This window comes from Pontibacillus sp. ABV4_188 (assembly GCF_056311905.1).
On sequence record NZ_CM149975.1, the window covers coordinates 3,194,523 to 3,219,899 of the forward strand.

At 40.4% G+C, this 25,377-nt stretch carries 28 protein-coding genes; 12 read left to right on the forward strand and 16 right to left on the reverse strand.

Features of this window, described 5'->3' with window-relative positions:
• Positions 1–31 precede the first annotated feature (31 nt).
• A complete protein-coding gene (locus ACYX4O_RS16350) occupies positions 32–1,042 on the forward strand; it encodes a potassium channel family protein (protein ID WP_476352284.1) in 1,011 nt (336 codons plus the stop codon).
• Here the strand turns inward: ACYX4O_RS16350 and ACYX4O_RS16355 are convergent.
• Both ACYX4O_RS16355 and ACYX4O_RS16360 read right to left on the reverse strand, forming a co-directional pair.
• Positions 1,031–1,435 carry a YugN-like family protein gene (locus tag ACYX4O_RS16355; RefSeq protein ID WP_188651905.1) on the reverse strand — a complete coding sequence of 135 codons (405 nt, stop codon included), beginning with the start codon at positions 1,433–1,435 and terminating at the stop codon, positions 1,031–1,033. The two genes, ACYX4O_RS16350 and ACYX4O_RS16355, sit on opposite strands and share 12 nt — an antisense overlap.
• Before the next feature lie 116 nt (positions 1,436–1,551).
• The gene (locus tag ACYX4O_RS16360; RefSeq protein ID WP_476352286.1) at positions 1,552–2,832 is read right to left on the reverse strand and encodes a GntP family permease; all 1,281 of its coding nucleotides are present in this window, start codon (positions 2,830–2,832) and stop codon (positions 1,552–1,554) included.
• 306 nt (positions 2,833–3,138) lie between these two features.
• Between ACYX4O_RS16360 and ACYX4O_RS16365 the strand changes: the two genes are divergently transcribed.
• Positions 3,139–3,915 (forward strand): 3-hydroxybutyrate dehydrogenase, encoded by a 777-nt coding sequence (locus ACYX4O_RS16365; protein ID WP_476352288.1) that lies wholly within the window; start codon positions 3,139–3,141, stop codon positions 3,913–3,915.
• Positions 3,916–4,120: 205 nt separating this feature from the next.
• Here the strand turns inward: ACYX4O_RS16365 and ACYX4O_RS16370 are convergent, their stop codons facing one another.
• The 3 genes from ACYX4O_RS16370 to ACYX4O_RS16380 form a co-directional block, all read right to left on the reverse strand.
• Positions 4,121–4,243 carry a hypothetical protein gene (locus tag ACYX4O_RS16370; protein ID WP_476352290.1) on the reverse strand — a complete coding sequence of 41 codons (123 nt, stop codon included), beginning with the start codon at positions 4,241–4,243 and terminating at the stop codon, positions 4,121–4,123.
• Between the two features lie 89 nt (positions 4,244–4,332).
• On the reverse strand, positions 4,333–5,685 hold the full coding sequence (locus ACYX4O_RS16375; protein WP_476352292.1) for a glucose-6-phosphate isomerase: 1,353 nt from the start codon (positions 5,683–5,685) through the stop codon (positions 4,333–4,335).
• A gap of 164 nt (positions 5,686–5,849) precedes the next feature.
• Positions 5,850–7,016, reverse strand: a complete 1,167-nt coding sequence (locus tag ACYX4O_RS16380) for an iron-containing alcohol dehydrogenase (RefSeq protein ID WP_476352294.1) — start codon at positions 7,014–7,016, stop codon at positions 5,850–5,852.
• 277 nt (positions 7,017–7,293) lie between these two features.
• Between ACYX4O_RS16380 and ACYX4O_RS16385 the strand changes: the two genes are divergently transcribed.
• Positions 7,294–7,530 carry a DUF378 domain-containing protein gene (locus tag ACYX4O_RS16385; protein WP_476352296.1) on the forward strand — a complete coding sequence of 79 codons (237 nt, stop codon included), beginning with the start codon at positions 7,294–7,296 and terminating at the stop codon, positions 7,528–7,530.
• Positions 7,531–7,633: 103 nt separating this feature from the next.
• On the opposite strand, the gene yugI is transcribed toward ACYX4O_RS16385, so the two are convergent.
• Positions 7,634–8,038 carry a S1 domain-containing post-transcriptional regulator GSP13 gene (gene yugI, locus ACYX4O_RS16390; RefSeq protein ID WP_476352298.1) on the reverse strand — a complete coding sequence of 135 codons (405 nt, stop codon included), beginning with the start codon at positions 8,036–8,038 and terminating at the stop codon, positions 7,634–7,636.
• Positions 8,039–8,332: 294 nt separating this feature from the next.
• Here yugI and ACYX4O_RS16395 point away from each other — a divergent pair, with 294 nt between their 5' ends.
• From ACYX4O_RS16395 to map, 4 genes are all read left to right on the forward strand, one after another.
• Positions 8,333–8,689, forward strand: a complete 357-nt coding sequence (locus ACYX4O_RS16395) for a helix-turn-helix domain-containing protein (RefSeq protein ID WP_476352300.1) — start codon at positions 8,333–8,335, stop codon at positions 8,687–8,689.
• Between the two features lie 257 nt (positions 8,690–8,946).
• Complete coding sequence (locus ACYX4O_RS16400; protein WP_476352302.1) at positions 8,947–9,807, forward strand: alpha/beta fold hydrolase; 861 nt, start codon at positions 8,947–8,949, stop codon at positions 9,805–9,807.
• A gap of 110 nt (positions 9,808–9,917) precedes the next feature.
• Positions 9,918–11,099 carry a MalY/PatB family protein gene (locus ACYX4O_RS16405; RefSeq protein WP_476352304.1) on the forward strand — a complete coding sequence of 394 codons (1,182 nt, stop codon included), beginning with the start codon at positions 9,918–9,920 and terminating at the stop codon, positions 11,097–11,099.
• An 85-nt stretch (positions 11,100–11,184) separates the two neighbouring features.
• Positions 11,185–11,937 carry a type I methionyl aminopeptidase gene (map, locus tag ACYX4O_RS16410; protein ID WP_476352306.1) on the forward strand — a complete coding sequence of 251 codons (753 nt, stop codon included), beginning with the start codon at positions 11,185–11,187 and terminating at the stop codon, positions 11,935–11,937.
• A gap of 52 nt (positions 11,938–11,989) precedes the next feature.
• Here map and ACYX4O_RS16415 read toward each other — a convergent pair whose 3' ends face one another.
• Both ACYX4O_RS16415 and ACYX4O_RS16420 read right to left on the reverse strand, forming a co-directional pair.
• Complete coding sequence (locus ACYX4O_RS16415; protein WP_476352308.1) at positions 11,990–12,574, reverse strand: superoxide dismutase family protein; 585 nt, start codon at positions 12,572–12,574, stop codon at positions 11,990–11,992.
• Between the two features lie 501 nt (positions 12,575–13,075).
• Positions 13,076–13,291, reverse strand: a complete 216-nt coding sequence (locus tag ACYX4O_RS16420) for a hypothetical protein (protein WP_476352310.1) — start codon at positions 13,289–13,291, stop codon at positions 13,076–13,078.
• A gap of 159 nt (positions 13,292–13,450) precedes the next feature.
• Between ACYX4O_RS16420 and kapB the strand changes: the two genes are divergently transcribed.
• Positions 13,451–13,831 (forward strand): kinase-associated lipoprotein KapB, encoded by a 381-nt coding sequence (kapB, locus tag ACYX4O_RS16425; protein ID WP_476352312.1) that lies wholly within the window; start codon positions 13,451–13,453, stop codon positions 13,829–13,831.
• 43 nt (positions 13,832–13,874) lie between these two features.
• On the opposite strand, the gene ACYX4O_RS16430 is transcribed toward kapB, so the two are convergent.
• Together ACYX4O_RS16430 and ACYX4O_RS16435 are read right to left on the reverse strand one after the other, a co-directional pair.
• Complete coding sequence (locus ACYX4O_RS16430) at positions 13,875–15,038, reverse strand: cation:proton antiporter (protein WP_476352314.1); 1,164 nt, start codon at positions 15,036–15,038, stop codon at positions 13,875–13,877.
• 17 nt (positions 15,039–15,055) lie between these two features.
• Positions 15,056–15,544, reverse strand: a complete 489-nt coding sequence (locus ACYX4O_RS16435) for a cation:proton antiporter regulatory subunit (protein WP_476352316.1) — start codon at positions 15,542–15,544, stop codon at positions 15,056–15,058.
• A gap of 261 nt (positions 15,545–15,805) precedes the next feature.
• Between ACYX4O_RS16435 and deoD the strand changes: the two genes are divergently transcribed.
• Both deoD and ACYX4O_RS16445 read left to right on the forward strand, forming a co-directional pair.
• Positions 15,806–16,513: a purine-nucleoside phosphorylase gene (deoD, locus tag ACYX4O_RS16440; RefSeq protein WP_476352318.1), complete on the forward strand. Its 708-nt coding sequence runs from the start codon at positions 15,806–15,808 to the stop codon at positions 16,511–16,513.
• A 678-nt stretch (positions 16,514–17,191) separates the two neighbouring features.
• Positions 17,192–17,566: a YuzC family spore coat inner layer protein gene (locus ACYX4O_RS16445; protein WP_476352320.1), complete on the forward strand. Its 375-nt coding sequence runs from the start codon at positions 17,192–17,194 to the stop codon at positions 17,564–17,566.
• A gap of 155 nt (positions 17,567–17,721) precedes the next feature.
• On the opposite strand, the gene ACYX4O_RS16450 is transcribed toward ACYX4O_RS16445, so the two are convergent.
• Positions 17,722–19,212: a leucyl aminopeptidase gene (locus ACYX4O_RS16450; protein WP_476352322.1), complete on the reverse strand. Its 1,491-nt coding sequence runs from the start codon at positions 19,210–19,212 to the stop codon at positions 17,722–17,724.
• Positions 19,213–19,537: 325 nt separating this feature from the next.
• Between ACYX4O_RS16450 and ACYX4O_RS16455 the strand changes: the two genes are divergently transcribed.
• The gene (locus ACYX4O_RS16455) at positions 19,538–20,014 is read left to right on the forward strand and encodes a divergent PAP2 family protein (RefSeq protein WP_345243737.1); all 477 of its coding nucleotides are present in this window, start codon (positions 19,538–19,540) and stop codon (positions 20,012–20,014) included.
• A gap of 203 nt (positions 20,015–20,217) precedes the next feature.
• On the opposite strand, the gene ACYX4O_RS16460 is transcribed toward ACYX4O_RS16455, so the two are convergent.
• The 3 genes from ACYX4O_RS16460 to ACYX4O_RS16470 all read right to left on the reverse strand — a co-directional run bounded on the left by ACYX4O_RS16460 (position 20,218) and on the right by ACYX4O_RS16470 (position 23,217).
• Positions 20,218–20,904, reverse strand: coding sequence for a 3D domain-containing protein (locus ACYX4O_RS16460; protein ID WP_476352324.1), 687 nt, complete (start codon positions 20,902–20,904; stop codon positions 20,218–20,220).
• 601 nt (positions 20,905–21,505) lie between these two features.
• Positions 21,506–21,817, reverse strand: coding sequence for a YuiB family protein (locus tag ACYX4O_RS16465; protein WP_425571909.1), 312 nt, complete (start codon positions 21,815–21,817; stop codon positions 21,506–21,508).
• Positions 21,818–21,993: 176 nt separating this feature from the next.
• Complete coding sequence (locus tag ACYX4O_RS16470) at positions 21,994–23,217, reverse strand: NAD(P)/FAD-dependent oxidoreductase (protein WP_345243743.1); 1,224 nt, start codon at positions 23,215–23,217, stop codon at positions 21,994–21,996.
• A 321-nt stretch (positions 23,218–23,538) separates the two neighbouring features.
• Between ACYX4O_RS16470 and ACYX4O_RS16475 the strand changes: the two genes are divergently transcribed.
• On the forward strand, positions 23,539–24,528 hold the full coding sequence (locus tag ACYX4O_RS16475; protein ID WP_476352327.1) for an NAD(P)/FAD-dependent oxidoreductase: 990 nt from the start codon (positions 23,539–23,541) through the stop codon (positions 24,526–24,528).
• Between the two features lie 39 nt (positions 24,529–24,567).
• Here ACYX4O_RS16475 and ACYX4O_RS16480 read toward each other — a convergent pair whose 3' ends face one another.
• Both ACYX4O_RS16480 and ACYX4O_RS16485 read right to left on the reverse strand, forming a co-directional pair.
• The gene (locus ACYX4O_RS16480; protein WP_476352329.1) at positions 24,568–24,732 is read right to left on the reverse strand and encodes a hypothetical protein; all 165 of its coding nucleotides are present in this window, start codon (positions 24,730–24,732) and stop codon (positions 24,568–24,570) included.
• 223 nt (positions 24,733–24,955) lie between these two features.
• A complete protein-coding gene (locus ACYX4O_RS16485; RefSeq protein ID WP_036782613.1) occupies positions 24,956–25,318 on the reverse strand; it encodes a HesB/IscA family protein in 363 nt (120 codons plus the stop codon).
• Positions 25,319–25,377: the final 59 nt, after the last annotated feature.

Consider the following 25,377-nt stretch of genomic DNA (forward strand, 5'->3'; position numbering starts at 1 on the left):
GGCATACTGGTAGAAAAAACGGAGGTTTCAGATGAAGGTTCATTTAAACCAAGCCATTCAATGGTATTTCAGAACTCCAGTCTTCTTACGCTTGTTTCTGACTGTAGCCTTTTTTATGATCTTCTTTGGAGCTGTCATCCATTGGGCGGAACCTCATGCCTTCCCAACCGTTTTTGACGGGATTTGGTGGGCAGTTATTACAGGTTCTACCGTCGGATACGGAGACTACGTTCCTTTATCGACTTTTGGCAGGGTAATTGGTATATTCCTTATAATTGCAGGAGGTGGCCTTGTCACCTTTTATATGGCAACAGTATCTGCATCTACCGTTAAATATGAACGAAACCTCTCAGAGGGGAAAGTAGATTATAGAGGAAACAATCATATTATTATCGTTGGCTGGAATGAAAGAACGAAACAATTACTCAATATGATTAAAGATTATATAGATGAGGAGGATATCGTACTCATTGATCAATCATTAGATCAATTAGGGTATCAGGAATATAAGTTGCATTATGTTAATGGAGATGCTTCTGAAGACAAAACACTGAAGAAAGCTCGCATATCAGATGCACGCTGCATGATTATCACGTCGGACCCATCTAAAGAAGAGCACCAGGCCGACCAAATCAGCATTCTCACAACCGTAGCAGCAAGGGGCATGAATCCTGATCTTTTTATCATCACAGAGATTTTGCTAAAGAATCAAGTGACCAACGCAAGAAGAGCTGGAGCAGACACGGTCATACGTTCAAACGATTTCATGAGCACATTGTTTTACCATGAGTTATACCGCGAAGCACATATTAAACCATTTGATACACTTGTAGCCCAACTTTCCTCTCAGCAATATAAACAATTAAGTGTTCCAGATGAAATGGTAGGAGAAACCTTTAAGTACTGTGCCTTATCCTTTTTAGAACAAGAAGAATTACTATTAGGAATGGAACAAAACGGAGAGCTTTATATTAACCCTCCGTCTCAATCCATTTTAAAAAAGGAAGATCACTTAATCGTCCTCTCCAATTTAAGTGAGTAATATCCGATCTAATTCTTCTACAAGCTCTTTTCCAGTATCGATATATTCTTCAGGAAATTCTGCATCAGGGTCTTGAGGTTCTGAGAATTGGTCGAATGATGCACTGAAATTACCAACATGCACATTGTCGTCCAACCCTCGTTGATATTTATGCGACAGTAAATAGGGCTCACCAAGCCTTACAGTAACTTCCTTGTCATCTAGCTGACCATTTACAACGGAAAAGGGAACTCGCAAAAACTGATACCCGACCTCGTCAGAAATCTTATAGTCAAACGAGCCGTGGTCATAATCCCAGTTACCCCCGATATCGTAGCCACGGGGCTTTAGTTTCTGCTCAAGATCAAACAACGAAAAGACTTGCCCTTGTATCCCAGAAGGAATCGGAATCATTTTATCCCGCCTTTCTTTTTCCTTAGCTTACCCCAATCCAATCAGCCGATATGCACAGAAGATCTGAATAAAAAAGGCACCCTATTGAATAGGGTGCCTTTCACCTTTTGGGTGAATTATACAATACCAACATAAGACATAAGAATACCTACAACGGTTGCGATAAATGGAATGAGTAGTCCGACAAAGAAAATATCCTTATAAGAATCTTTGTGCGTCATCCCCGTAATAGCGAAGACCGTTAGAAGAGCACCGTTGTGAGGCAAAATAGACGCCCCAGAAGCTAATGCTGTAACGCGGTGTAAAATCTCAGGATTTAACCCCATATCTAATGCTTGCTGATAGTATTCAGATCCAAGTGCATTTAGCGTGATGTTCATACCACCTGAAGCTGACCCTGTAATCATAGCCAGAACTTGTGTAGACAAGGCATCAGAAATGGTAAGACCACCTTTAATGTTTAATAATGCTTCTTTAATAGCAGGGAACGCAGGCGCATTCTTTACGACAGCACCAAAACCAACCGCAGCACCTGTATTTACAACAGCGGTAACCGCTCCTTTTGCACCATCATTCATAGCACCTGTAAACTTCTTGAAGGATTTAAAGTTCAGTATAAATGTAAGAAAGATCCCGATTAAAAGTGCACTTAACATTTCTAAATTTAGAACATTTATAGAAATTACAACAGCTAAAAGTGGTAAGAAAGATAGAATAACATTTGGATCCTCGCCTTCTTCTTCTTTCTTTTCTTCACCATCTGGCTCTGTGAACCCTTCACCTGCTTTAGTTAACTTATTGGCACGGTAAGACAGATAGAAGTACCCTCCTACAGCCATAATAAGACCTGTTACAATCCCCATAATCGGAGCTGCCATCATAGTCGTATTAAAGAACTGTGTTGGGATATAGTTTTGCACTTGCGCTGTCCCCGGTAGTGCTGTCATCGTAAATGTGAAAGCACCAAGAACTATCGTCCCAGGTATTACTTTACGACTAATATTAGCTTGTCTAAATAAATTCAATGCTAAAGGATACATAACAAAAACAACAACGAATAGACTAACGCCTCCGTATGTAAGAATTGCTGCACCTAAAAGCACCCCTAAAATAGCTCTCTTTTTGCCGACAATCTTAGACAGGAAAGAAGCAACTGTTCTCGCGCTTCCTGTTACCTCCATCAATTTCCCGAACACAGCTCCAAATAGGAACACCGGGAAGAAATCTCTTGCAAATGACGCAAATCCAGACATAAAGTCAGATGTAAAGGCTGAGTAAATATCCATGCCAGATAGTAATGCGACGATAGCTGCTGCCACAGGAGCAATCCATAAAATAGACCATCCTAGGTACGCCATGACCATCAGGGCAATTAAACCTACAATAATTGCAATCACGATTTCGACCTCCTCTTTCATTTTTTGTTAATTTCTTTAGATATAATTCCATTAAATTCAATATAGAGATCTATTCTCTACATTAACCCACAATAATCCTACAGCCTACAAACCCTATATTTCCAGCAAAAAGCTTCAATCTCAAACATTCTTTTTCTTGCTAAAATAAAGAAAATTTCGCGTATTTTTATCTTAATCAAAATTTTTGAGTTACTTACACAACTGCCTTATACTTTCTTTAGGTCGTACATGCAACGATCATTGTAATGAAGATAAAAAATACATTAAATCGGGGAGGAAACAATCATGGTCGAAAACCAAGTAGTATTTATTACAGGAGCCGCACGCGGTATTGGTTACGAAATCGGGGAAACATTTGCTGAAAATGGAGCAAAAGTTGTACTTTCTGATGTAAATGATGAAGGTGTACAAGAAGCAGCAAAATCCCTTACAGAAAAAGGATTAAACGCGATTGGCGTAAAAGCTGACGTAACAAATGAAGAAGAAATCGAAGCTGCTATTGATAAGGCTGTTGAAACATACGGTCGTCTTGACGTTCTTATTAATAACGCAGGTCTTCAGCACGTCTCTCCAATCGAAGAATTTCCAACAGACAAATTCCGTTTAATGCAAGATATCATGCTTACAGCACCCTTTATTGCTACGAAAAAAGTATTCCCAATTATGAAAGAACAAGGGTACGGCCGTATTCTAAATATGGCTTCCATCAATGGATTAATTGGCTTTGGTGGCAAAGCGGCATACAACAGTGCTAAACACGGTGTAATCGGCTTAACTAAAGTCTCTGCACTTGAAGGTGCAGAACACGGCATCACAGTTAACGCAATTGCTCCAGGCTATGTAGATACACCGCTTGTAAGAGGTCAAATGGAAGACCTTGCAAAGTCACGTGGCGTAGAATTAGAAAAAGTATTAGAAGAAGTAATCTACCCTCTTGTTCCACAAAAACGCCTTCTACAGGTTGAAGAAATTGCAGACTACGCAATGTTCTTATCCAGTGAAAAAGCAAAAAGTGTAACAGGACAAGCGATTGTCATTGACGGCGGGTATACAGCTCAGTAACTCTCTGCTATCTATAGAAAAGGAGGATCCTAAATCGGATCCTCCTTTTTTATTTATGAAATACCTCTCGTCCAATTAATCAACTTGATCTAGTACGATCTAACTTGAGACACACAGCAACCTTCCACCCTACACTTGAGCCAATTTTGATGAATCTTAAGTCAACTCCCCTTCAACTAGAGTCAGAATCGCCTAACTTAAGTCACTACCACTTAACTTGAGCTGGATTTCGAACGACTTGAGTCAGTTTTGCCGATTGTTGAGCCAGATCACCACCTCCTTGAGTCAGTTCCAAGCCTCGTGCCCTTCCTTCCACGACTTGAGCCAATAAGCTCCCTCCACACCCTACACCTATTTCCACCAACAAAAAAACGAGCACCTAAAAGAGGTGCTCGTTCTCAAATTCAACATTTAATCTTATTTGTTCAAACGATTTTCTAATTCTGCTTTTTGAGCTTCGAAACCTGGCTTACCTAATAAAGCAAACATGTTCTTCTTGTAAGCTTCTACACCTGGTTGGTCAAATGGATTGACACCGAGTAGGTAACCGCTAATCGCACACGCCTTTTCGAAGAAGTAAACCATGTAACCGAAAGTAAACGCATCTAATTTTGGAACATGCACAATTAAGTTCGGTACTTGCCCGTCTGTATGAGCAAGCATTGTACCTTCATATGCCTTCTCGTTTACAAAGTCAACTGTCTCTCCTGCAAGGTAATTCAAGCCATCTAGGTTCTGTTCATCTTCTTTAATCGTCACATCACTCTTAGGTTCTTCAACATGAAGAACCGTTTCAAATAAGTCACGGCGACCATCTTGAACGTATTGTCCCATTGAGTGAAGATCAGTCGAGAAGTTCGCAGAAGATGGGAAGATTCCTTTTTGGTCTTTCCCTTCACTTTCTCCAAATAACTGCTTCCACCACTCAGCAAAGTATTGAAGAGCTGGTTCATAGTTGACAAGCATCTCAATCGTCTTCCCTTTGCTATAAAGAGCATTACGCACTGCTGCATATTGATAAGCTGGATTCTTCTCAAGATCCTCTTCACTTAACTGTTGTTGGGCAAGTTGAGCGCCCTCCATCATGTCTTGAATGTTAATGCCACTTGCAGCTATAGGAAGAAGCCCAACAGCTGTAAGCACAGAGAAGCGTCCGCCCACATCATCCGGGATGACAAAGCTTTCATACCCCTCTTCAGATGCCAACGTTTTAAGTGCACCTTTTTGTTTATCAGTAGTGGCATAAATTCGCTTTCGTGCTTCTTCTTTACCGTACTTGTTCTCCAAGAACTCACGGAAAATACGGAACGCAATTGCAGGTTCGGTTGTTGTACCACTCTTTGAAATAACATTTACTGAAACGTCTTTGTCCTTAATTGCGTCAAACAGGTCATTAATGTAAGGAGCACTTATGCTGTTTCCTACGAAAAAGACTTGTGGTGTTTCACGCTGGTCTTTAGATAGTTCATTATAAAATGAATGGTTCAACATTTCCAAAGCCGCACGTGCACCGAGGTAGGACCCTCCAATACCAACTACAAGTAATACATCAGAGTCTGATTTAATCTTGTCAGCTGCTTTTTGAATACGAGAAAATTCTTCTTTGTCATATTGTTCAGGAAGGTCTAACCAACCTAAGAAGTCGTTGCCTGCCCCTGTTTTGTTGTGTAAAGAATGATGTGCTAGCTTTACAGTTTCTTTTATATTCGTTAACTCATGTTCACCAAAGAACGGTAACGCTTTTTCATAATCAAAACGAATGTGAGTCATTATGTATCCCTCCAACTTATCTTTCTAAACTTCACTTTATCGAAACGCTTACAGCAAATCAAGCACCCTCACCCATGTAAGCGAATACAGAATACGATTTTTATAAAAAATCATACAAAAGAAATAGAAAGCAGGCTGAAAACAGCCTGCTTTTTGATTCTTACTTATAGAGACATTTCTAATATAGCTTTCACATCTTCGTCATGAAGTTCTTTGAAGTTCCCAAAAGGACCACGCTTCATTGCGCGATCTACGATAAGATCAAGCTGATCATTACCAATATCGTAGTCAGCAAGACGTTCTGGCGCACCTAAAGATGTCCAGAATTCACGAAGTTTATCGATACCTTCAAGCGCAACTGTTCGGTCATCTTTACCTTCTGGATCCACTTCAAAGACGCGCACAGCTAGTTGCTTAAAGCGATCTATATTGTGGTCTACGTTATGCTTCATCCAGTTAGGGAATAGAATCGCAAGCCCACCTGCGTGCGGGATATCATAGACAGCAGAAACAGCATGCTCAATATTGTGAGTTGCCCAGTCGCCACGATAACCCATTTGAAGCATGCCATTTAAAGCGATTGTTCCAGCATAAAGGATCGTTTCACGATGCTCATAAGACTCGGGATCTTCTAACAACTTCGGTGCTGTTTCAATAACTGTTTTTAAAACTCCTTCAGCCATGCGATCTTGTACAGGCGCATTTGTTGGCTGGTGGAAGTATTGTTCGAAAATGTGACTCATCATATCTACCATACCGTAAATCGTTTGATCGCGAGGAACACTTAAGGTGTTCGTTGGATCTAGAATAGAGAACTTAGGATTTGTGAACGGTGGTGCACCCCAACCGTACTTTTCATTTGTTTCCCAGTTCGTAATAACCGAACCAGCATTCATCTCAGAACCTGTTGCTGCTAATGTAAGGACGGTACCAAATTCAATCGCATCTTCAGGTGTCGCCTTACGTGTAACAAGATCCCATGGATCCCCGTCGTATTTTGCACCCGTTGCAATTGTTTTCGTAGCATCAATTACACTTCCGCCACCTACTGCAAGTAAGAAGTCTATATTATTTTCCTTAGCAAGCTCTACACCTTTCTTAACTGTAGCTAAACGAGGGTTAGGTTCAACACCTGCTAATTCTGTAATCGTTACATTCATATCGTTTAATTTATTAACAACCTGGTCATATAAACCATTCTTTTTAATACTGCCGCCACCATAAACAAGTAGCACGTTTTTTACATCCGAAGGGATTTCCTCTGATAATTTCTCTAACTGATCTTTACCAAAGATTAATTTTGTCGGATTGTGAAATACAAACTGTTCCATGTTGGTAAATTCCCCTTTCAGAATTAAGTCCAGTGTCTATTATGTCCAACATAAACCCAAAGATCAAAAAATTAGCTTAGAATCTTAATTCCATCTATTCCTTTATCTCCGCACAAACCTTAATGAGAACCCAAATCACCTTTTGAAATTTTTTATTAAAAGATAATCCATTCCAAAGCCTTAAGCTCCCTTTTATACCTAACATTTTTGTATACTTCATCAAAAACTACAAAAGCTACTACAGAATCATATTCAAATGATGAAGGAGGAATAGATCATGAGTACTCTACAACGTATTGCTTTGTTGTTAGTAATCATTGGAGCTGTAAACTGGGGACTTATTGGATTGTTTCAGTTCGATTTAGTGGCAGCTTTGTTTGGAGGCGGAGAACAGAGCGGCGCATTTGCACGTGTGATCTATACACTTGTAGGAATTAGTGGTCTTATTAGTCTGAGCTTACTATTCAAACCAAGTGAAGAAATGGCTGATCGCACTGAACCAGAAACTGATTAATTAGTTTGTTTAGGTCAAAGAGAATAATGACACTGCTAAGTGCTTTTCTGATGACAACATAAAAAAAAGAGGCTGCCCTATAAAGGACAGCCTCTTTTTGTTATTACTTACGGAAAGTATTTTCGCGCTCTTTAGACTGGTTAATCCACTCGTCAAGCTTATCCTTAAGCGTATTGAAGCCAGCTGGTGTGCCTTCTTCTTGCTGAACAGCAGCTTGTTGCTTTTGCTGTTGAGGCTTACGCTGTGGTTGCTTCTCTTGCTTTGGAGCTTCTTGAGTCGCACGGATTGATAAAGAATACTTACCTTTTTCTTCATCGATGTTTAGGATTTTAACATTTACTGCGTCACCAACGTTAAGGTGCTCGTTAATGTCTTTAACGAAACCATGAGTAACCTCAGAAATGTGTACTAAACCTTGTACTTCTTCGTCTAAAGCAACGAATGCACCATATGGTTGAATGCCTGTTACTTTACCTTCCAATACTTGACCTGTTTCGAACTTTGCCATTGCTATACAACTCCCGATCTGTTTATATTCGTTTTATTTTCACGCAATATATGATTATAGCACAAGACCTCGATTTTCGCAAAAGGAAGTCGCACTTAAATCCTATTAAATCAACATGTAATAGCTATTCCCAACTTCAGGGTTTTAAAAGACGCAGTACGCTCCTTAAATGTCTAAAATAAATTAAATTAAAAGTTTCAAAATGTTGTTACATATACAGATTTCTTTAGAGTTTATCTATGATAAGATAAAGAAAGCATACTACATTTTGGAAAGGGATAAGGAGGCGTTCTGATGAGTTTAGGTAAACAAATTCGCATTCAACGTGAACAACTAGGTTTCTCTTTAGAAGACTTTGCCTTTCGCGTTCGAATCGGACAACAAACAATGGAAAGAATTGAAAACGATGAACACACCCCTGAATTACAAACGATCCTGAGAATATCCACTGTTCTTGATATGCCCGCATCTGAATTGTTAGAGAGTACAAATACGGCAAACGATTCAGAAGTTGATGATGAATTAAAGAATTTAATTATGGAAGTCGGAGTAAAACGAACAAAGCTATTTCTCCGCCATGTAAAAGAGTTTACAGAAGACGATGTGTTAAAAGTTATGGAGATGCTCAAAGAAATTAAATATAAAAAATAAAAAAATGTGGTTTAACATGACTAAAAAGCGGTAATATTGAGTTATGTAAGACTTTCTCGTATTCCCCCTGTGAGGCAAAGCGTACTCGGCGCTTTGCTTTTTTTTTGCCTCTTGAATGAAACCCTCTATATCGTACAACCTAACCTCATGTACGTTTATATTCCAACCGACCCAAATGTTTAATTAATTATGTCAAAAGGAAAAAACCTACTACTACTCATTTCTTTAGACAATCTAATGATGGAGGTTAATGAACTGTGAACGGATTACACATCCACGTAGAAGATGAATGGCTAAAGCATAACGGAGTTAATATCGCATACCAGCGTTACACCTCCTCTTCCTCTGGCAGAAAACCAGCCCTTGTCTTTGTACACGGATTTTTATCGTCTAAGTTTTGCTATCGCTTTATGATTCCAGAATTACTTGAGCACTTTGATGTCTTTTCCTTCGACTTCCCACCTTTTGGAAACAGTGATAAGAATCGGTCCTACACATTTTCCTACTCAAACTTCGCACACATTATCATTGAATTAATGGACCAGCACCATATTCAAAGAGCCTCTATTGCCGGTCATTCAATGGGAGGTCAAGTTGCACTCACATGCAGCCACCTTTTCCCCGAACGAATCGACAAGCTTATTCTCATGGCCCCGTCAACCTATATGAAAAAACTAGGGTTCTGGTTACAACATGCTAGCCGATTACCAATATTCCCTTTCCTGTTAAAACGTCACTTATACAAGAGAGGGGTTTATCACTCACTTCTTGATTGCGTGCATGATCCACACATGATCAATAAAGAGATGATTCAAGGATATATGAAACCCTTTTTCAAGGAAGAGATATTCAGATGCCTTTCCAAAATGATTCGAGATCGAGAAGGAGACTTAGCCTCACACTATTTAAGAGAAATTAAAGCAAGCTGTTTGGTATTCTGGGGGAGTGAAGATAAGGTCCTACCCGTATCTCTTGGGTATCGATTGGTAAAAGATTTGCCGTCAGCTGAACTAGAAGTTTTCGAACAAAGCGGGCATTTACTTCCAGAAGAAGTTCCATCTGTGCTAACTGAAAAGATTAAACAATTCTGTTTACCAACAAGGCAAGCGACCTCTTAAAGGGTCGCTTATTCTTTTTCTCTCTTTTTTCTCATACAGATTGTTTCGTTTTTTCGAGAATTTTTTGTATCATACTAATAGAAATGGATCTATATTAGGAGGGGAACAATATGACATTCAACGAAGTTGTAGATAGACGAAACACGCGCTCTGTTAAATGGGACCTTACAGAGCAACTCTTTAAAGATAAAGAAATCCTGCCGATGTGGGTAGCAGACATGGACTTTCAAACACCAAAACCTGTTGTAGATGCACTTGTTGACCGCGCCAGTCACGGAATATTTGGTTACACAGTTACAGATGAAGCGGTCCATTCGATTATAAAAGGATGGCTTTCTAAAAAACACGATTGGGAAATCAGCACGGATTGGCTTTCTTATAGCCCAGGCGTTGTCCCTTCTCTTCACACAAGCGTAGATGCCCTTACAGAACCAGGAGATTCAATTCTAATACAGACACCTGTTTATCCTCCGTTTTATGATGTTATAAAAAAACATGATCGAAATATCGTTACAAGCTCGCTTCAACTACAAGATGGACGATATGAAATCGACTTCGAGGATTTTGAAGAGAAGATTCAAAACGTGAAGGCTTTTATACTCTGTAACCCTCATAATCCGGTTGGACGAGTATGGACAGAGGATGAATTAAAGCGGATGGCTGACCTCTGTATCAAACACGACGTCCTCATTTTATCCGATGAAATTCACGCTGACCTCGTATATGCAGGGCATAAACATATACCTGTTGCTTCTTTGTCGGATGAGGTAGCACATAGAACGACAACCTACTTCTCACCAACGAAGACATTTAACATTGCTGGCCTCCAAGCATCTTATATTGTAACTCCAGATGAAGATATGAAGAAAAAGATTGATGCTCAGTTTGGCCTTCAAGGACTTAATATGCTAAACACCATGGGAGTGACAGCGATCGAAGCTTCCTACGAACATGGTGAGGAATGGCTCAATGAGCTGGTTGAAGTGTTGGATGGGAATAAACACCAGCTAATGAAACGAGTTCATGAAGAAACGAATCAGATCCAAATCATTGAGCCTGAGGGAACCTACCTTGTTTGGATGGATTGCCGGGGCCTTGGTCTTTCCCATAATGAGTTAAAAGAATTTATGAGAACAAAAGCTAAGGTTGGCCTAAATGATGGTGCTTCTTTCGGAAAAGAAGGCGAAGGATTTATGCGTATCAATATTGCTACACCCCCTCAAACCTTGAACGAAGGAATCGATCGGATTGTACAAGCAGTGAACAACCAAAACGGGACTGATTCGAATTAAATCGCAATCCATGGTATCGTTATGGGTAGGTCTCATATGATAGTAGCAAGAGCCCTTTTCAGTTCTAGAAGGTAAGGTGAGAAACATGATTAATCGTAAAAGTAAGCGAGAAATTGAGTTGATGCACGAAGCTGGTAAACTGCTAGCCTCTGCACACAAAGAAATTGCAAAAATGATCAAGCCTGGTGTAACAACAATGGAGATCGAAAACTTCGTTGATGACTACTTGGCCAAACACGGTGCTACCCCTGAACAAAAAGGTTATCAAGGGTATGAGTTTGCCACTTGTGCATCCATTAATGATGAAATTTGCCACGGCTTCCCTCGTAAAGAAGCTCTAAAAACCGGCGATATCGTGACAATCGATATGGTAGTAAACCTAAACGGCGCACTTGCTGACTCGGCTTGGACATATACAGTCGGAGAAGTTTCAGAAGAAACACAACGTCTTGTAGATGTTACGAAAACAGCTCTCTATAAATCAATTGAGCAGTGTCAAGTTGGTAAACGCTTAGGTGATATTGGTCACGCCATCCAATCTTACGTAGAAGGTGAAGGCTATTCCGTGGTCCGTGACTTCACAGGACACGGTATAGGAAATTCTATTCACGAAGAACCAAACATTCTTCACTACGGAGAAGCTGGGAAAGGCCAGCGCCTGAAAGAAGGCATGGTGATTACGGTTGAACCAATGGTGAACACAGGTACTTGGCACTCTCAGATGGATGAGAATGGATGGACAGCTCGAACGACAGATAAGGGGTTATCTGCTCAATTTGAACACACAATCGCCATCACTAAAGAAGGCCCCATGGTATTAACAGAACAAGATATCTAATTAAAAAGGCTGCCTCATTATAATGAGGCAGCCTTTATGTTATAACAGCTCTTTATTCCTTCTCTTTCTCTCCCCCATCTTCTGAAGGGTCAGATGGAGGGTTCTTATTAGCCGCTTCTTCAAGCTGAATCACACCACATGCAATCCTATCTCCTGAATCACCAGCAGGCTGGGTCAGACCATCATCCACACCTTCGTGTATCACTAATGAGGTCCCTTCATCTTTTAGTAAAGACATTTTCCCGTCCATTAGCGTCGCTCCCTGGACTGCAAGTTCTGCATTTACTTTTCCAGATGAGTCCGCCTCAATATTAGGCAGATCCCCTAAATGCGTTCCTTTTGGATTCATAGCTCCATGTTCTTTTTTGTCAGGATTCAGATGATTACCCGCGGTTTTAAAATCAGGACCTTCACACACCGGGTATTCATGAACATGTATGCCATGAAGTCCCGGAGACAATCCCGTTAACGATAACTGAATAGCTACAGAATCGTTTTCTTCTGACAACTTAGCTGTCCCCAAAGCATCACCAGCTGGATTGTATATCTCTATTTCAATAGATGATCGATTCTGACTAGAGCATCCTGCTACAAATAAAGCAAGCGCGAAAATGACGCTCAGTTTCCTAACCCTCATGTTACCTCTTCCTTTCAAGCATACTTACTATACAGTGTTGACCAGTTCTAACCGTTTTAACCCCTTCCCCCTTAGTCTTCCTTTGTAAGACTCAAAGTTGAGAAAGTGTTTCCGTTAGCTTTAGTTGAGTGTAAGGCGGGCCTGGAAACCACTCGCTTTCCTGTGGCTCACCTAGGCTCTTCTACCCACGGGAGTCTCAAGTTTCCAGGCCCACCTTTTCCATATTGAGAGATACGGAAACAAGATACATGTAGATTCAATCAGGCATGAGTTATCCTCAAGCAGCGAATGCTTTCTACATCTTACCCCAAACAAAAATAACAGCCCCACATGAACTAACATGTTTCAGCTTCGAGTATTCAACACCCCTGACCCATCTTAAACAATACATGATAAGGACAATCGAGTTTAAGGGATCAAAAAACGAGCAGGAACCCTTTGTGGGTTCCTGCTCGCTTTCTTTATACCTACTACCATTTTACCTCAACCGAATAATTCCTCTTACTTGCTATCCTCATGCTCTCTGCTTTGTTGATCCTTAGCAGGTGAGTACTCTACAGACTCACCAAATTCGTCCTTAGCTCTTTGCTCTTGCTTTTTATTTACATTTATTATCCATCTCATAACTAATACAGCACCAATAGCAAAGATTAACAGTGAGATGACAGCTGGGATATATTCTGTTTTGTCCTCAGGGAAATACAGAAATTCCATCATGATGCATGCACGTCCTTTATCATGTCATAAGTCCATTCATTACCTACGATGATAACGATTTCCTATTTCAATAGCAATAGATAATCTGTGACAATTCCTTTTCCTACTTCGATTTGATACCATAAAGAAAAGTGATTTTAAAAGTTGGAGGGAATCGATATGACCGAATTTGAAGCCGGAACAATTGTAAAAGCTCATTACAAAACAGGGGTCTACGCTGGTGAAATCGTTGAAGACCGCGGTTCAATGTACTTAGTAAAAGTACTAGCTGTGTTAAAGCACCCTCAACAAGGTGACTTACATAACCCTGGCCAGACGGAAAATGTTTTTTTCCACCAGCGAAAAGCCCTAAGCCAATATGAAAAAGCAAATGTATCTAAATCTGCCGTACACGTATACGAAGATGAAGTACCCTCATATGAGGATTCACTGAAGCAGGCTCTTGATCACTTAAAAGGTAAACTGAATAAGAAAGATGATGATTTCTCAAAGCTTGCTTTACAACGAGTCGATGAGTTAGAACATCAGTATTTCTCATAAACACTAAAAAAACGAAACGGCTCTTCTTGAAGAGCCGTTTTTATTATCCTGGAACTTTTAAATTCTTTTTCTTTTTCTTTGGTTTTCCGTAAATTAAATTTGTAATTTGCGGGGCTCTCTCAAATAGCAACATCCCTATGAAAGCCGCAATGACAATGTAAATCCCACTAAACACTTTAATTACACCCATTGCTAAAGCAGCAATAACTACAGAGAACTCTCCCCTTGAACAAATCGACAAACCAGCTCGAAAAGATACCCTTTTTGAGAGACCATAGAGCCTTCCACCGATCATACCCACGAGTATTTTGGCTACTAGTGACCATCCAATTAACGTTATGAGCAGACCAACTTTCGGAACTCCGTCGCCAAATTCTATTGTCGTCCCAAAATATACAAAAAACAATGGCAGCATCAAATCTTTTACAGGAAGAACCGTCTGCTCAACACGCTCAATCTTACCGATTTCAGCAAGCATCATACCTGCTAGAAAAGCCCCTAACACTTCTGAAAGGCCTAAATAGAGTGCAAGTCCCCCATAAGATAAAGCAATTCCGATTAAAAGTGCAATCTTAAAGTCTTCATCATCAATCTTCTCAAGCAGCTCTTCAAATCGTTTGAACAGCGTCTTCCCTAAAATGATAGCCCCTACTGTCAAACCAATGATTTTCCCAACAAGAATGAGTAAGTCCACAGTTTGGAATTCTCCACCACTTGTAACCCCCATTAGAACAGCAACAATGACTGGCGCTACTAAATCTTCAAAAATGAGAAGCGCGAGAATAAATTCTGTTTCGGAGTTCGCCATACGGCTTGTATCATCGAGTAATTTGGCTGTAATAGAGGAGCTCGTCGCATATGTAACGCCCCCAATTAGAAAGGATGTCAGAAGATCCAGTCCGAATCCTAAACAGATTAGTAAAGAGATGCCCAAACTAAAAGCAACATCTAACAAACCTGCCGGCCAGATCTTCTTGGCGATCCCACCTAACCGCTTGATGTTGAATTCAAGCCCTAGAAGAAAGAACAGCAACACAATTCCTATCTCACTCGCAAAATGTAATATTTCATTACCATGAATGGCGTCTGCAAGGACAATACCTAACAAAATATATAAAATTACATTTGGAAATTTGATCTTGATACTTAAAAAGCCAAGCCAAAAAATGAGCAAAAGAACGAGCCCGGCTCCTAGCAAAGTGGGCATTTCAACATGCACGGGAATCATCCCTCCCCTTTACACAAAGCTGTAAGCGAAGAAATTTGATCTTTCTTTCCAATTGCCATCAACACATCTCCGGCCTGTAGCGTGGTATAAGCTTCAGGTATAGCGATGATATCGTCTCCTTTTACTAATCCAATAATCGTTGCCCCCGTCTTATTACGGATTTCTGATTCTTCTATTGTCTTTTGAGTTAATGGAGAAGCAGCTCTTATTTCAATCCAATCCATCACAATTTGATTATTAAACATTTTCAGTTTATCTGCATCAACAGGTTGATAGGTTGCACCTAGCAACTGCGCACCAAACTCCCTTGTTTCATCAGCTGTTAAATCCATTCCGAAATCGGCTTCATCACTATCCGCTTCTTCAAAAAAGTAGAGTTCTCGTTTGCCGGTGTGATGCACGATTAACACAAGTTGACTATCCTCAGCTGTTGTAAATGATATCTTTTGACCAATACCTGGTAGTTTAGAAATAGATATATTCATTGCCTTAAAGCCCCTTTCCTACCTTCGCATCATTTCCATGGTGGATGAGAAGTATAAGCATAGTGTATTAGAACCCATTCTTTTTCGTGATAAAGAGAGGCTCCTTATTCGTTTATCCATTTATCCTTTATTGTACCAAGAGATGATTGGAAAACCTAGCCACTATACCACTTCTTGTTGAAATCGTTACCATTTGTTTTGTAACCACTCTTGTGGTACCTTTGAAACGTAAGAATTGAGAAACTAAGGAGGCATGATCCGATGAGTGTACATATTGGTGCAAACAAAGGAGATATAGCAGATAAAATCTTATTACCTGGCGACCCACTTCGCGCAAAGTATATCGCAGAGAACTTTTTAGAAGATGTAACTTGCTACAATGAGGTTCGCGGCATGTATGGTTACACAGGTACGTATAAAGGTGAACGCATCTCTGTACAAGGTACAGGCATGGGAGTTCCATCAATCTCTATTTATGTAAATGAGCTAATCCAAGAATATGATGTTCAAAAATTAATCCGCGTGGGTTCCTGCGGCGCCCTTCAGAAAGATGTAAAAGTACGTGACGTTATTTTAGCGTCTACTTCTTCTACAGATTCTCAAATGAACCGCATGACGTTTGGCGGCATAGATTATGCGCCTACAGCTGACTTTGGTTTATTGAAAGCTGCTTACGATGCTGGAGAGAAACAGGGGCTGAAGCTTCGTGTTGGTAACGTCTTTACTAGTGATAGCTTCTATCGCGATAACGCAATGGAATTATTTGATCAACTAGCGAGTTACAACGTATTGGCCGTTGAAATGGAAACAACAGCCCTCTATACGCTTGCAGCAAAATATGATCGACAAGCTCTTTCTGTTCTAACAGTAAGTGATCACATTATCACAGGCGAAGAAACGACTTCAGAAGAGCGTCAAACTACTTTCAATGAGATGATTGAAGTGGCTCTAGAAGCTGCTATCCAGTAATACCTTACAAAACCTGAATCCTACATGGATTCAGGTTTTTTATTTTATGGGCTTTGTTAAAATTTAATGTTGTTTCCTTATAACAAGCTCGTTCAAGAATAGGGCAGCAATCTTGAAGCCTCGAAGCTGAGGGAATGTTTTCGTTAACTTCTATTGAGCATAAGGTGGGCCTGGAAACCACTCGCTTTCCTGTGGGGAGCTGGTGAGCCTCCTCAGCCGGCACGCCGGCTTCCGGGGTCTCACCTAGGCTCTTCTGCCCACGGGAGTCTCGCAGTTTCCAGGCCCACCTTTACCATATAAGGGTGAACGAAAACATGCTATATAGGGTGAGTTCCCCCCCTGATGCGACCTACTGGGCCGTTCATCTCTTTAAAGCCGGGGCTTGCTCGGGGACTGCGAGACTCCCGCGGGGGAAGGAGCCTAGGGAAGACCCCACAGAGAGCGAAAGCGAACGAGGAGGCTTCCCAGCTCCCCGCAGGAAAGCGAGTTGTCCCCGAGCAAGCCCAAGCACTCATAATCGTAACGGCCCTTCCCACACTAAAGTGTCTCAGCTTAGAGTCTTCTGTATAAGGGGGGGTATCGTTAAAGGAGAAGCACTCTACGAACAATTTATATAGAGAAAGCGCACAGATCCCCTCTCTTCTTCATATAGTGTTTGTGTGAAGAAGGAGGATTTTTATGTATCGACATCCCTATCCCTTATGGATACCCTACGCTCCCTCTGTGTATGGACCATACCCTTTACCACCATTTCGTCCAACCTACCCAGAGGTTGATCCTTCAACATTAACAGACTCAGCAAAAGCCTTTCAGTCATTGATGTCTGACGCCCATATTATCATCGAAAAATTCGCCAGCTCTCCTAGCTTTTCTCAGGAGGTAATGAAAGCTGCTCAACATTCTAATAAGGAGAAAGTAAAACAATTAATTCAAGGAACAGGTATCAAGCATCCAATAGAAATACGCTACAACCCTGATGGCATTCATCTTACACTATCTGCTCAATCTCAAAATCAAGACTGCTGTAAAATGGAACTCGCTTTTCATTGGTAGATGCGGGTTTCTATTTTACATATCATCCACCCCATAAAAAAACAAGTGCCACCCTCCTATAATGGAGAAATGGCACTTCTACTTTTCCTTCTATATAAGGATTAAGTTTTACAGAAATTATATCACGTCAGAATAAATATAAATGCTTCAAACTCCTATAAGCTCATAATATAGGTGGCTAATGTACGAGCCATAACGCCTGTTGGACCTTTTGGACCAAGATCGTAAGCTGTTTCCGCCTGCGACGTACCCGCAATATCTAGGTGTACCCACGGTGTGGATTCTGCAAATTCAGCAAGGAAAGACCCAGCCATAATAGCATGACCTTTTCGACCAGGTGAATTGTTTAAATCAGCAAGCTCACTTGAGCGAACGCGCTGTTTATACATGTCGTTGTACGGAAGCTGCCAAATAAGTTCATCTACTTGTTTGGATGCAGCATTAACCTTTTCATATAAATCATTATTATTGGTCATAGCTCCCGTCATTGAATCTCCAAGCGCTACTACAACTCCACCTGTGAGTGTTGCTACGTCAATAATTCGGTCTGCTTTATGATGCTTTGCGTACGTAATACCATCTGCCAAAGCCAAACGACCTTCTGCATCAGTGTTTAAGACTTCTATGGTTTTGCCACTTAAAGAAGTGATAACATCATCAGGTTTAAAGGCATTTCCGCTGATCATATTGTCTGTTGATGGGATTACGGCGACGACATTTTGGTTAGGTTTTAACCGACCAACGATTTCCATCGCACCTAAAACCGCTGCAGCTCCACCCATATCCCCTTTCATACCTACTATACCGTCTTTAGGTTTAATGGAGTATCCTCCTGTATCAAATGTAATCCCCTTCCCTACAAGGCCAACTACATCTTCCCATTTTTCTTTCCCTTGATACTTCAGGACAATCATTTTAGGGGGTTCTGTCGAGCCTTGGTTTACAGCTAAGAGTGCCCCCATACCAAGACGCTCCATATCCTCTTTTTCTAAAATTTCTTTTTCAAACCCATACTCTTCAGCGATAGATAAAGCGTATTCAGCAAGATCTGTAGCGGTTAGTAAGTTGCCAGGCATTTGCACAAGATGACGCGCTGTGTTAGTACCATGACCAAGCGCGTACCCTTTTTCCAGACTCCCTTTTAAGCTTGCTTCTTGCTGATCGGATAAAAGGGTCACACGCTCCATTTTCGTATTAGGCTTCTTATTAGTTGTTTTATAATTCTCGAATTGATAAGGAGCGATCACCATGGCTTCAGATAGCACTTCAGCTGCCTTTTCCTCTGAAATTTGGTCTGTCTGAAAACTATTAAGCACAAACGTGGAATTAGACTGGCCGTCGGCTTGAAGTTTTTTAAATAGTCGGCCGAACGTGTTCTTTAGTTTTTGTGAAGTTAATTCCTTCTTCTTCCCAAGCCCTACCACATAAATACGTTTAGCTGTTGTTTGATTTAACGTATACACCTTAGAAATTTGATTATAATCATTAGATAAATCCCCGTCTTTTATGTACTGATCTAATGCTCCTCCAAGAGCTTCATTTAGCTGCCCATATACGGGTTGGTGTTGTTTGTTCTCATGATAAAGCCCAAATATAAGCGCGTCCGTTTCTGAAAATAATGCTGTTGTTGGTTGTATTGTAAACATTGCATCCACCTCCAGTTTCATTATACAAAAAATATCGACTATTGAGTAAATTCCCATTTATTCATTTTCTATTTTCTAAACGGTATATCATAACCCCTTTCGTACAAGACTTAAAATATTGGATATGTTATAATGTTGAAACATTCAAAAATTAGAAGCTAAGCGAATTTTTTCACTTCTCTACCTTCTTCACAATCTTTTACACAAAATTTACAACTCACTTTAACCCTATTTAACTGACTAGTATAGAATAATGGTAAAATATTAAGTACTAAATGAACTAATACATGAAAGCTTCAAAATGCAGAAAGGAAGGACTACAAACATGGAGATCTTCAGCAACTTTCCTCTATGGGCATCGCTATTTGCAATTGTCTTCGCCCAACTCGTTAAAATTCCAATCCAATTCATCGCAATGAGAGAATTTAATCCAGGTCTCGCGTTTGCAACAGGAGGAATGCCAAGTAGTCACTCAGCTGCTGTAACAGCTCTAGCAACAGGGATCGGCTTACAAGAAGGCCTCGGCTCTAATATATTTGCATTATCGTGTGTGTTTGCTATTATCGTAATGTTTGACTCTACAGGGGTCAGACGTCAAGCGGGTGAACAGGCGATTATGCTAAATCAACTGTTAAAAGACTTTTCTCACTTCGTTGAAGAAGCTCGTCTATGGAATTCAAAGGCAGAATACCAAAAGCGGGAAGAATTAAAAGAGTTATTAGGCCATCAACCAATAGAAGTATTTTTCGGGGGGCTGACGGGGATCTTGTTAACAATCGCCCTACATACATTGCTTTTCTAAAATGTTGAGGTAAGATAGTGCAATTAATCTGTACGATCGATTCTCTACTCTATTGCCTTGATTCTCCTTAGGACGATAGAGTATTTTTAATGGGTTATCCCAATTTACAAGACGGACCTGTTTACATTACATCAGTGATAAATAAAAGAGCATAGAGTAAAGACTCTATGCTCTTTGTTTAGGTTTTATTCCTTTCAATCAAATTACCCTTTATAATCTTGTCTAAATACTTGTAAGGCTTCGTTATCGTTTAGCATCGCTAACGTTTCCTCGCTCACTTGCCCCTCACCACGTTTGATGACGTATACATCGACATGCTTTTTGCCCCATTCTTCGTAGACATCTTTGACTGTTTCATAATAGAGGTCAATCTTATTTCCCTTAATGGCAGAACCCTTATCTGCTACAACTCCAAATCCATAGCCCGGAATAAAGAGAATTGTCCCTAACGGATATATAGATAGGTCAGCCGCAATTGTTGAATACAAGTCGCGCTTAACTTTAACACCTGAGTAAGTAATCCCATACGTAGGATGGGAAGCATCTTTCCCTGTTGATTCAACCCCAGCTGTATAACCGGTAGCCAAGACCGTTTCCTTTGGATATTGAGATAAATCAATCGCCTCTTCTATACTAGACGGTCCTTCAACTTGCTGACTAGAAATATATCTTGTTTTAGCAGCAAAGTAGTTTACACCTTTCTTAGCCAAGCTAATATCACGAAAGTTGTCGTGCTCATAATCGGATTGATAATGGAATAACGAGTTCGTTTGATCTTGCAGCCAGTTTGATATTTCTTTAGCCGACACATTCGTAATGGACATAAAAGTTGTACCAAGTGCACCCAAAAACAAAACTACCATAAGCATTCGTTTCATTGTTTTTTTCATTGTTTGTAAACACCTCTCTAGATGTCATCTTTTCCAAACAATTCAGTGATTATTCACAAGAAACGAGCTTTCCGGTTTCTTCACCATGTATGGACGTTAGAGATAGAATGAGGCCGTTACGTTTGATGAGCGCGGAGGGGTGTCGGGGGAACGACTCGCTTTCCGCGGGCGGCCCCACACGATGTGGGGTCGTTCGACGTTGTCACAGGACGTGACGGTTTTAGTCGAACTTCCCCTTTCTCTTTAGAGCCTCCTCGGGAAAATCACCCTACGGGGTCTCGTAGAACTCTTTCTCCCGCAGGAGCGAATCTAGTTCCGGCGTGGAGGACCTAGCGTGATAAGTCATCTTTTTTCCAAAGGCTAAACGCCTTTTCCAAAAAGCTGTCTTATCCGTACGGTCCTAGGCACCACGCCTGCACTTTTCAATCTAGGGAAGACCCCACAGAGAGCGAAAGCGTTCGAGGAGGCTTGCCAGCTCGCCGCGGAAAGCGAGTAATTTCCCGAACCACCTTACGCTCAATTAACGTAAACGGGAATTCTCAAAACTTCAATAACAAAGCCAATCCATTAAAAAAAAGCAAACAGGTATTAACCTGTTTGCTTAGAACATTTGATATCCTCTTACGCGTAGCATCCGTATTACAATCCCTGAGCAAATCGCACCTGCTAAGCCAGATGACAAGATAACCATGTCGATCACTTGCAGATTGACGAGGTGACTCATGGCTGTTTCAAGTGACTCATTAAACGCTGTGAAATAATTGAATGTTGAGATATTATCAACAATAAACACAATAATAATTGGATATAAAAAGGCGATCAGCCATGTTTTTCTTAACAACATATTCACTAGGAACGAAATCCCAAAAAACAAAACAAAGAATAACAAAACAGATACAATAGCCTGAAAAATAAACACCGATGCTTCCTCCTGTCTGATCAATCTATCCACATACCCTATTGACCACATAGTAAAACGGTTTCTTACCATATTTTATTATGTTCTATATAGAAAAACAAGCTATATCAGCAGAAAGAGAATCATAATAAAAGCAGGAAAGAAATTTCTCCCCTGCTTTTCATCTTTATTTATTTCGTGAAGATGTTAAATTTACCTTTTTTAAGAAGTAATCCAACTCCACCTAATTTAAGAAGGTAACGGTTATCTATAATCTTCTTCATAACAGAAGCTGTCCAACCGAATAGTTTCTTGTCGCCAAATACCACACCGATTGCTTGTCCTTCACCAAGAGAAGCAACCGTACCTTTTAGGTCTGGTTTAAACGTTTCAAGATTGTCTTCTCCGTTCACAACCTTTTTCACATTACGAGCTGTTGTTTCAGCTTCCTGAATGGCAATCTGAGCTGTTGGAGGATAAGGACGATCATTCTCAGGGTTCATAATTAAAGCACAATCCCCTACGATGAAGACATCATCATGTCCGTTTGGACGAAGATCGTCACGAACAGGAACACGGCCACGGTTTACTTCAAATCCAGCTTCTTCAACTAGAGAGTTACCGCGAACACCCGCTGCCCAAACAACAGTATTTGTTGGGATTTCTTCTTGCTGTTCATCTTTCTCAACAAGAATTTTATGTTCTTCTACTTGTTTAATCATTGTTCCTACCTTGAATTCAACGCCTTTTCCTTCAAGAAGGTTCATTGCATACTCTACAAGCTCTTCGTCGAAACCTGGAAGAACCGTTGGAGCAGCCTCTACGTTAATAATACGAACTTTCTCACGAGGGATGTCGTATTCTTTACATAGCTCTGGTACTTTGTTGGCAATTTCTCCGACAAATTCGATACCTGTGAAACCAGCACCACCAACTACAATGTTAAGCAAGTCTTGGCGCTCTTCTTTTTCATTGTTGTAGCGAGCAAAGTTGTACTCGATGTGCTCACGAATTAAGCGAGCAGCATTAATGTTACTGATTGTAAATGCATGTTCTTTCAAACCTTCGATACCGAATGTAGCAGCTTCGAATCCAAGTCCGATTACAAGATAGTCATACGTTAACTCGCCGTTCTCAAGTTGAACCTTTTTACTTGATGGATCAAGACTTACTACTGTATCTTGAACGAAATTAACACGGTTAAAATTAATTACATCACTGATTTTAATGCGCGTACGATCGTGGTGAAGCGTACCAGCAGCATTTTCGTGAAGCCAAGTTGTTTGGTAATGGTAATTATGTTTGTTCACTAACGTAATGTTCGCCTCATTAGAGCCCAACATCTTTTGCAGTTTAGCAGTCGTGATCATTCCGCCATACCCAGCACCAAGGACAACAATGTTTGGTCTGTTCATACATATCACTTCCATTTACATAAATTTTTCTAAATACACTGCACATATTTTCTAAGCCTTAATTGTGACTTCCTTCACGAATTTCGGCATAAAAAAAGACACCTATGATAATAGAATTGTCATAATTTCGTAAAATATTTTCTAAAAATCATCATAGTCTTTTTTTCTACAATTTTCAACCCTAAAATCACAAATCATCGACATTCAGACATTTCAAATATTTTTCCCCCGGAAAGGATTTTTGATATGATAAGGAGAAGGCGATCATAAGTATGATAAAATAGAAACCGGAATGAAACTCTTAGAATGGGGGAATTTATTGTGTCAGAAAAAGTGTATGACATTACCATTATTGGTGGTGGCCCAGTTGGTCTTTTTACCGCTTTCTACGGTGGTATGAGACAAGCTAGTGTAAAAATTATCGAAAGTCTTCCTCAACTCGGTGGACAACTCTCCGCTCTTTACCCAGAGAAATACATCTACGATGTAGCCGGATTTCCTAAAGTACGTGCGCAGGAGCTAGTGGACAACTTAGTTGAACAAGCTAACCAATTTGACCCAGCAATCGCACTTAATGAAGCTGTCCAAGAAGTTGAGAAGCTTGAGGATGAATCCTTTAAACTAACCACAAATAAAGGCGTACACTACACAAAGACCATCATTATAACAGCCGGAAATGGTGCCTTCTCTCCACGTCGTCTTAAAATTGATAACTGTCAGGAGTTTGAAGAATCAAACTTGTTCTACCATGTTGATAACATGGAACGATTTGCAGGACAGAAAGTCATGGTCTGTGGGGGTGGAGATTCAGCAGTGGATTGGGCACTTATGCTTGAGCCAATCGCTGAACAAGTTACACTTGTACACCGTAGAGATAAATTCCGTGCCCACGAGCACAGTGTTGAACAACTTCATAACTCTAGTGTGAACATTATGACTCCATATAATCCAGAAGAATTAATTGGAACTGGTTCTATTGATCAGGTAGTCTTGAAAGAAGCAAAGGGTGAGGGTATAGAAACCCTTGATATCGATTCCTTAATTGTGAACTACGGCTTCATTTCATCTCTTGGTCCTATTAAAGACTGGAGTTTAGACATTGAGAAAAACAACATTGTTGTTAACTCTCGTATGGAAACGAACATCAAAGGCATTTACGCAGCTGGTGATATTTGTACATATCCTGGTAAAGTAAAACTTATTGCTTCTGGATTTGGTGAAGGTCCAACTGCTGTAAACAATGCAAAAGCATATATAGATCCGAAAGCAAAAGTGCAACCGATGCACTCTACAAGCCTTTTCGGTTCTTAATTTAGTTAAGATAGTCTCTTACCATGAGGCTATCTTTTTTTATTTCCACATTTCACTGATGACATCACCCTTAAAGAAGGACTCTGGATTTAAACCCTCCTCAGTGAATAGTCCTGCTCTTGGGTCATTCTTCGTTTGTCCACACGCATTAAGTATAACTCCCAATATCCCAAGCACCATCAAAAAGCTTTTACAATACTTCAAATATGAGCCTCCCATATGGTTATCCTTATAAACCCATTAACCCATTCTCCAACACTTAAACATCCAAAACACACCCTTTACTACATTACCGAAATAACGTATTAAACGGTGCCTGGCACGAGTTATTGCTCTAATGTGCTAAAGAGTGTCTGGCACCCTTCATTTCTATAAAGCATAAAAAAAACCGCATGCCTTTTGAAGGCTTGCGGTTATATAAATGGTATTAACAATCTTTATCTGGTGTACCAGCGTTCGTTGCAGTCTTAAATGATGAGCCACACCCACAGTTAGCGATGGCATTCGGGTTATCAATCGTAAACCCTCCGCCCATCATGTTCTGTTTGAAATCGATTGTTGTTCCTTCTACTACAGCCATGTCTTGTTTATTCATTACTACAGGGATGTCATTCGCTTCAAAAGTTGTATCTAGTTCTTCGTTAATCTCACTCTCAAAACCCATTGCATAAGATAGACCGCTACAACCGCCGCCTTTTACACCAAAACGAAGGCGAACATTCTGATTCTCTTCATCCTTCATCATTTCTTGGATCTGCTGGCTAGCACTATCGGTAATGTTAATTGTCATACATGTACCTCCTTACGTCTTTCTTACCCTCAGTATACTAACAAATGGGATACTCTTCA